Source organism: Blastocatellia bacterium (assembly GCA_035275065.1).
In the GTDB taxonomy this organism is placed as follows: Bacteria; Acidobacteriota; Blastocatellia; order UBA7656; family UBA7656; genus DATENM01.
The window spans coordinates 1-6,617 of sequence record DATENM010000118.1 but is presented as its reverse complement, the minus strand read 5'-3'; the positions used below and the strand labels follow the sequence as shown (position 1 = coordinate 6,617).

Genomic DNA, 6,617 nt, shown 5'->3' with positions numbered 1-6,617 from the left:
CCAAACAGCGCCGCTGCACGCCCTTTGTTGCCTCTGCTCCTGTTCGTCTCGTGACTTGTGCGCTTGCTCACCTCGCCTGCCGCTGGCGCCCTGGCCATTGTCGTTGTCGCCACCTCTCGCTTTGCACCGCAGCAAGGCTTTTGGCTGCCATCCGCTGTCAGATCAGGGGCGGCCTCCCGACAGCCATTGGCTGCTGGTTGTCGTCGAACTCGCCGCTGCGCCTGGTGGCTGACACCAGGGATGAGCCGTGCATCAAAGCCCATTGAAGGCAACTCAGGCCATCCGCCAAACGGCACGACTACGCTCGTCAGCGACGGCGGGGAAGGCGCCCAACGCCCGCGTTCAGCGGGGCCGCGAACGGCCTCACAAGTACGCACGAGAAGCGCGCTTCGTGGCCTCCGCTGCAACGCCTTGTTAGACCGCCTCGCGGCTATTGAATGTTGTCGCTCTTTTCCAGATTATGCTTGGCACATAATATCTGGACGTTTTCTGCCATTGCGGACGAGCCACCTTTAGAGTACGGGATTATATGGTCAAAATGTAAGTCCTCATCAGACTCACATACAGTGCATTTACCGCCATCTCTAATCCATACCTGGAGTTTCACAGAAGAAGGGATCAGCCTGCCGCGGACTGGAGCGGACGAAGCAGGCTTAGAGAAATCTTCTTCGCCCTCCACTGCTATTAACTTAAACTTGAACACTCTCCGTTTTCCTGCGTCCTCTTTCCATGAATCCACTAAATGGAATATCCCATTGTATGACCAAATGCCTGCTTTGATCTTTTCATAGACACGAACTCTTTCAGGCCCTCTTTTGCCAGCTTTGAACTCCTGCGCGGCTTTATGGAACTTTCCGTTCTCACTAAGCTTTCCAGATGGCAAGTATTCTGGCTGATCCAAAAGCTTAGGCTGTGCGAACCGCAGACTCCTAGGCACATCATGGCCCTCATATAACAGAGTCGATCCGCCATCTGTTAATGCATCGTCATAAGGAGAGCCTGGGCGCAATGACATCAGAAGAACTGAGTGAGTGCCCCCGACGCTGTAGTTCATTCCGCGCTGTAGGCTTTGCCCCTCACGCATGCACATTTCCATGTAAGAGATGATCTCGTTGCGCATATTCCTGCATAGTATTTCTGCTTCCCAGTGTTCGCAATACTAAGCTGCTACAATGGCGGTCTAACGCCCGACATTACCGGGCCGCCGAACGGCATTGCCAGTAACCCTGAGAACCGCGCTTCGGCGGCTCCGGTGCATGTCGTTGTTAGACCGCGTATGGTTCTCTAAGAACCTCAGCGTAGCGGTGTAAATTCTTGTAGAATCACTGGTCGCTCACCTCTATCTACTTGCATGGAATAGAGCGAATGATCCGTAAAACCTTTCTGCTCCTGCCGCAAATAGACAGTTACAAGAACTCGATTGACGCTTGGCACCGCATTAAGAACCAATAGGTACGTAGCAACAGCTCTCTCTTGTGCATGGTCGCGGCTCTGGTCTGAGTAGACATCGACCATTGCAATTTGCCCTTCGATAGGTCGCGCCGCTCCTGAACCTGGCACAACTGTTACTACTCTAATCTGATTACGGCCCAGCACATTACTAAGAGCCTTTCTTATCTGAGCCTCGACGCTTCGTGCCGGAGTCTCTTGTTGATGAATCTGTTTTGATTCCCAATCAATATAGCTTCCCCATTGTTTCTGGGTCATCCAATCAGGTTTGGAGGGATATTGCCCCACTTTGTAAATCACTTCGTGGTTCGATGTATTAGCATTTTGGGAATCCGCAGAGGCGGCATTACTTTTTGAGGGTGTGGCATTCGTAGATTGCTTATCTGGAGCCTGTGTACTGTTACAACCATATAATAAGCAAATCGCAATAGAGAAATACAAAGCCAGCAGTGTTGTTTTCCTATTCATGATTCTTCGCTTTTCAAGCTGCACGAGGAAAGTGGTCTAACGCCGGTGTTCAGCGGGCGCGGGCAACGGCGCTGCGAGTAACCATGAGAACTGCGCTGCCCGCGCTCCGCTGCAACACCTTGTTAGGTGCGTAGTTCATGATCGTGAATTGGTTGCTATCACATCAGAAGCGAGCTATCTTGCCGGGCACAGGACCATCAATCGCTATCCAAAAGTTTATGCCGTCACTACAAACACCTATAGGGTTTGTTCCTGGCCCTGTAGAGAATGAGCCAAGCGGAGTCAGATCCGAAACCCTCCATAGTGATACGCTGCTTCCACTTTGGTTTGTGACCAGAACCCTCTGGCCATCAAAGGCTACCGCGAATGGACCATTCAAGCCATTGCCGCTCAATGTGGCCACCACAGTGCCGGCGGCAGCGTTAATCACCGTAACTGTGTTTGATGATTGATTCGGGACAAAGATATTTTGCCCGTCAAATGCCGGCGCTTCTGGGTTGCTGCCCACGTTTACGGTTAAAAGGATATTCCCATTTGAGTCGAGCTTCTTTAGTGTCGTAGCGTCTGTAACCCAGATGTTCGATCCGTCATAAACGATGCCATGGACGCCAACTAAACCTGTCGCTATTGTTGTTACAGACCAGGGAAGAGTTGGTCCCGGAGTAACTATAGAAACGGAGCCAGGACTGCCTTCATTAGCTGTCCAAATTCGTGCTCCGTCGAAAGCTATCCCTCTAGGGTTAGCCCCGAGTGAGCTGGTAACAGTTATGACCGGCCCCGGCGGTTGGCTTGGATCAATCATATAAAGATTTCCATTTGGACTTGATCTGGCAGCCACAAAAACCCTGCCCATTGCGACAATAGGAGCCCAAGCATCGGTTGCTGCCGTCCAGGTTTCGAGGAGTTTGCCGTCACTGGCACGCACGCGTGAAATTGTATGAGCCGTATGATTGGCTACCCAAATGTCCGCCCCATCAGATTGAAGTAGCCGGGGTCTATTTCCAACTGTGGTTGTGCCCAAGTCCAGATCGTAATGCGGCTTAGTTGTCCACCACTGATTCAGCGCGGATCGGTGATTTGTCCCCGATGGCCCTGGCGGACCTACAATATTCCAGCTAATTGCAATCTCATTGTTCTTGCAATCGGTTGGAGCTTCAACTCGTCTGAGAGAACCATCATTCTCTTTGTAACATCCGTTAATAGTGTTGCTGCCCTGTCCTCTTGCTGAGGTCGAGTTCAACATTACAAAGAGAAAGAGGGAAATAGCAGCTAGATAGTTTAACTTGAGTTTAGCCATGGTATCCTCCTTGAGTGGTAGTTTTCTGCTTCAAAGTAGCCTTATCAATTCCCTTAAATCGACAGATGCTGTGTACTCTCTGATCTATTTCTTCTACATCGATCATGGCATATTGTGTAAATGCGATACGCACCTAACGAACACGCATCAGCGGGGCCACGAACGGCAATGAAAGAAACCACTCGAACCGCGCTTCGTGGCCTCCGCTGCAACGCCTTGTTAGGCGCGTTTCAGCAAGGGTGAGCCGCACTTTATTCTCCGACTTTCGCCTACTCGTATATATCACGGCATCTTGGTTTGTCGCTTGACTCCCGGCTCGTCTATTACTTTGGGGTCTTTCCCAATCTCGACGAGCGTGATTCTCCCCTGAATGGTCATCCCTTGCGGGACCGCCCTTCTCGCTTGATCTCCTGAAATCATGGGCGAGTTTTTGATGTTCGACTTTGAGGTGTTAATCGTTCCTTCCTGGGGTTGCGGCCCTACTGTTAGATCAACCCCTTCTTTAAGTTTGGCGACGGCAATGCGGGCGGCAGTGTTCGACTTGGATTCAGTGTAAGTCTTCTGTGTTGAAGCATCACCCCCTCCGACCTGCACCTGTTCAATAACGACTAGATATTCAACCTTTCCGGCCATCGTAGAGGATAGCTTCGGCGCGTTGAACGACAGGTGATATGTCCCAACCGGCACATTCTCGAAGGTGAAGCGCCCATCCTTATCCGTCTTTTGGTTGCCCATAGATGTCCCACTTGGCTTCTTTCCCAAGGACACATCAACACCGGACATAGGGTCGCCTTTTTTTCTACTCACAGAACTGGCATCGGCTTGCTGGCCAGACTTCTGATTAGAGCTGTAGGCGATTGCCAAGGGAATGCACAGGGCAAGCGCTACAACCATAGCAAGGGTTAAACAGCGAACGATGTTTTGACTGATCATCGGAGCCTCCTTTATCGAGTCGGGTTGGGGTGTTTCCGTTTGAAAGAAACACCTGGGTCAAGCTGAATTGGCCGCCTGCGTTAGCGCCAAGTGGTTTTTCCCAGCAGGCTCGTCTAAGGTCACGCTACAAAATCACAGATGTACTTCCAGAGAGAAACGATGCACTCCCTAGCGATAGAAAAATCTTACGCTCTGGGCGATCTCCTGGATGTGGCGCTTGTCGGCGAATAAAACGAAGTAGCCGTATTTCTCCCCATTAATCTCTACGGCGCGCGGATAGGTGACGAACAAAGCGGCTCCCTCATCTTCATCGGATTGATCTCTGGACGGCAGGATTAGGCAAGCCCGCTGCTTCTGGATCAGCAAGTACTTTATGGTAGGCCGCGTGCCGTAAGGCCGTAGCTTGTAATAAACCAGGGAGTTGACCTCGCTGCGCAGGCTCGGCCCTGACGTTGCGGAAATCTTGAAGTATCCGTCCGGCCCTCTGAACTCATTAGGATCTATTGCTGCGGATACCTTCTTCCACTCTTTAGGGTAATGAAGCTCGACGTGGTAGGCTTCGTCCACATATGAGTCGGAGCCTGCCTGCGACCCGCTTGTCACAGGCGAGCAAAGCAAAACCAACGAGAGAAGCATCAACAGAGTTCTTTTCATCATTTTATCTCCTTGAGGATACTTGAGTCAGCGAATATGCCATGCACGACGTTCGCGCCGTTGCTGGTAAGCATATCGCTCGAAGAAACCGTTTACGACCATCCGGCAGTCAGGTTTATGCAACCCGCCGGCAAGCGCCTAACGCTCGCGTTCAGCGGGGCCGCGAGAGGAGATGGCAGAACGATCAGCGTTTGCTTCGCGGCCTCCGCTGCAACGCCTTGTTAGACGGTCTTTACGGCTCAGAGTGTCTTTCTTCTTCCCATTTCAAATAAGGGCCATCCAATACAATCCTTACATGATTGAGAATGTCCCGCCCTAAAATCCCATACCCCTGATTGGTCAGTAGATATCGCCCTCTGAACACTCGTCTAAGGAATAGCAAATCAAGTTGAACAACTTGCGCCACGCTCGTGCTGCCATCAAATGCCATCAGTTCATATCCAGAATCTGGATCTATGGTTAGGCCAAGCTGGGTAGCCGACGATTGTGGTATCAAGGTGACATCCGCACCTGTGTCAACCAACATCGGTACATCGGATAGGCTATTGCCATTATCTGGATTGCGGAGCGTGACTTTTGCCAGCGGTGCCGGTGGGTTGAATAAGCTCGCGTCATAAGCTGGCATTGCTGGTTTCCTCAAAAACCTCTTTCTTGAAATCTTCTGCTTGTTCTGGGTGTGCTAAGCGAGGACTATGAACGGTAGCTATTTGTCGTATTTCAACATCGGGCACGATAACATAGACTTTCGCTTTTTCAGGAAGGTGCAGGTCGGCGGGCAAGCGGATTCGCCCGTTTTCTACAATGCCTTCGAACGAAGTGATTTTCATGCAATACTTTCCTTCCCTGGCTACGCAATGAATTTAGCACATGGTGTTTATGACCGTCTAACGCCCGCGTTCAGCGGGGCCGCGTGAAGCACTCCGAGACTGATGAGAGACTTGCTTCGCGGCCTCCGCTGCAACGCCTTGTTAGATGCCATTTTGCCCAGTACGACCTCTCTCCGTTTAGTAATAGACGCTCATAGCCTGCAAACTACCTATGCACTTGGCCTCTTCCCGCCAAGTATCGTACACTCCTTGCCAGGGAGCAATACCATGATTAGCCAAGAGGAATTCTTAGACCTAGACATGACACCGGCGCTGGCCCGACGCCGCGCCTTCTTGAAATTGCCTATGGACGAGCGCCGAAAAATCCTCGCACAACAGGCCGACCAGATTGTGGAGCATTACGAATCAGAATTAGAGCAACTCGCTCGCGAACCCTGGCAAGGTGGTGACATTGTCGAGTACTAGCCCATCAATGCCTAGACGCGGTGAGGTGTGGCTTGTCAACTTCGATCCGACAATTGGGGCTGAGATCAAGAAGAAGCGCCCTGCTGTTGTAATCAGTTCTGATGCGGTTGGCCGCTTGCCAATCAAGTTAGTTGCTCCGGTCACGGATTGGAAAGATTATTTTGCTTCCAACGTCTGGCACGTTCGCATCGATCCTGATTCACGAAATGGCTTATCGAAAGTGTCTGCTGTAGACGCGCTGCAACTTCGTGGGATGGATCGGCAAAGATTCATCAAGAAGCTAGGAGAAGTTACACCAGCTATCCTTGAAGAGATTGTGCTTGCTGTTGCAGCAGTTATTGAATATTCCTGAGCTTCGAGGTCAGAGGTGCATCCCGCTGGCATCTAACGTCACGCATCACCGGGCGCGGCGTGTCGCACTTGACCAATGACGAGAAACGCGCTCGCCGCGCTCCGGTGCATGCGCTTGTTGGGCGTCGCCTGTAACCTCAACCCCCTCAAAACCGTCGGCCTCCCGCCCTCGT

General features: G+C 51.5%; 9 protein-coding genes. 2 read left to right on the top strand and 7 right to left on the bottom strand.

Annotation, left to right across the window (positions count from 1 at the left end):
* Positions 1 to 430: 430 nt before the first annotated feature.
* From VJ464_23940 to VJ464_23910, 7 genes are all read right to left on the bottom strand, one after another.
* Positions 431 to 1,120 carry an HNH endonuclease gene (locus tag VJ464_23940; protein HKQ08198.1) on the bottom strand — a complete coding sequence of 230 codons (690 nt, stop codon included), beginning with the start codon at positions 1,118 to 1,120 and terminating at the stop codon, positions 431 to 433.
* Positions 1,121 to 1,293: 173 nt separating this feature from the next.
* Positions 1,294 to 1,917, bottom strand: coding sequence for a hypothetical protein (locus tag VJ464_23935; protein ID HKQ08197.1), 624 nt, complete (start codon positions 1,915 to 1,917; stop codon positions 1,294 to 1,296).
* Between the two features lie 163 nt (positions 1,918 to 2,080).
* Positions 2,081 to 3,214, bottom strand: coding sequence for a hypothetical protein (locus tag VJ464_23930; protein HKQ08196.1), 1,134 nt, complete (start codon positions 3,212 to 3,214; stop codon positions 2,081 to 2,083).
* A 282-nt stretch (positions 3,215 to 3,496) separates the two neighbouring features.
* Positions 3,497 to 4,147, bottom strand: coding sequence for a carboxypeptidase-like regulatory domain-containing protein (locus VJ464_23925; protein ID HKQ08195.1), 651 nt, complete (start codon positions 4,145 to 4,147; stop codon positions 3,497 to 3,499).
* Between the two features lie 168 nt (positions 4,148 to 4,315).
* Positions 4,316 to 4,804: a hypothetical protein gene (locus VJ464_23920; protein HKQ08194.1), complete on the bottom strand. Its 489-nt coding sequence runs from the start codon at positions 4,802 to 4,804 to the stop codon at positions 4,316 to 4,318.
* Between the two features lie 229 nt (positions 4,805 to 5,033).
* Complete coding sequence (locus VJ464_23915; GenBank protein HKQ08193.1) at positions 5,034 to 5,426, bottom strand: retroviral-like aspartic protease family protein; 393 nt, start codon at positions 5,424 to 5,426, stop codon at positions 5,034 to 5,036.
* Positions 5,413 to 5,628 carry a hypothetical protein gene (locus tag VJ464_23910; protein ID HKQ08192.1) on the bottom strand — a complete coding sequence of 72 codons (216 nt, stop codon included), beginning with the start codon at positions 5,626 to 5,628 and terminating at the stop codon, positions 5,413 to 5,415. Before VJ464_23910 ends, VJ464_23915 begins: the two co-directional genes overlap by 14 nt.
* Positions 5,629 to 5,895: 267 nt before the next feature.
* Here VJ464_23910 and VJ464_23905 point away from each other — a divergent pair, with 267 nt between their 5' ends.
* Together VJ464_23905 and VJ464_23900 are read left to right on the top strand one after the other, a co-directional pair.
* On the top strand, positions 5,896 to 6,093 hold the full coding sequence (locus VJ464_23905) for a hypothetical protein (protein HKQ08191.1): 198 nt from the start codon (positions 5,896 to 5,898) through the stop codon (positions 6,091 to 6,093).
* Between the two features lie 7 nt (positions 6,094 to 6,100).
* Positions 6,101 to 6,445, top strand: a complete 345-nt coding sequence (locus VJ464_23900; protein ID HKQ08190.1) for a type II toxin-antitoxin system PemK/MazF family toxin — start codon at positions 6,101 to 6,103, stop codon at positions 6,443 to 6,445.
* The last annotated feature ends 172 nt before the right edge of the window (positions 6,446 to 6,617 follow it).

Excerpts from the sequence above, each read along its gene's own strand:
- VJ464_23940 (HKQ08198.1), bottom strand. The coding sequence starts at position 1,120 with ATGCGCAACGAGATCATCTCTTACATGGAAATGTGCATGCGTGAGGGG.
- VJ464_23935 (HKQ08197.1), bottom strand. The coding sequence starts at position 1,917 with ATGAATAGGAAAACAACACTGCTGGCTTTGTATTTCTCTATTGCGATT.
- VJ464_23930 (HKQ08196.1), bottom strand. The coding sequence starts at position 3,214 with ATGGCTAAACTCAAGTTAAACTATCTAGCTGCTATTTCCCTCTTTCTC.
- VJ464_23925 (HKQ08195.1), bottom strand. The coding sequence starts at position 4,147 with ATGATCAGTCAAAACATCGTTCGCTGTTTAACCCTTGCTATGGTTGTA.
- VJ464_23920 (HKQ08194.1), bottom strand. The coding sequence starts at position 4,804 with ATGATGAAAAGAACTCTGTTGATGCTTCTCTCGTTGGTTTTGCTTTGC.
- VJ464_23915 (HKQ08193.1), bottom strand. The coding sequence starts at position 5,426 with ATGCCAGCTTATGACGCGAGCTTATTCAACCCACCGGCACCGCTGGCA.
- VJ464_23910 (HKQ08192.1), bottom strand. The coding sequence starts at position 5,628 with ATGAAAATCACTTCGTTCGAAGGCATTGTAGAAAACGGGCGAATCCGC.
- VJ464_23905 (HKQ08191.1), top strand. The coding sequence starts at position 5,896 with ATGATTAGCCAAGAGGAATTCTTAGACCTAGACATGACACCGGCGCTG.
- VJ464_23900 (HKQ08190.1), top strand. The coding sequence starts at position 6,101 with ATGCCTAGACGCGGTGAGGTGTGGCTTGTCAACTTCGATCCGACAATT.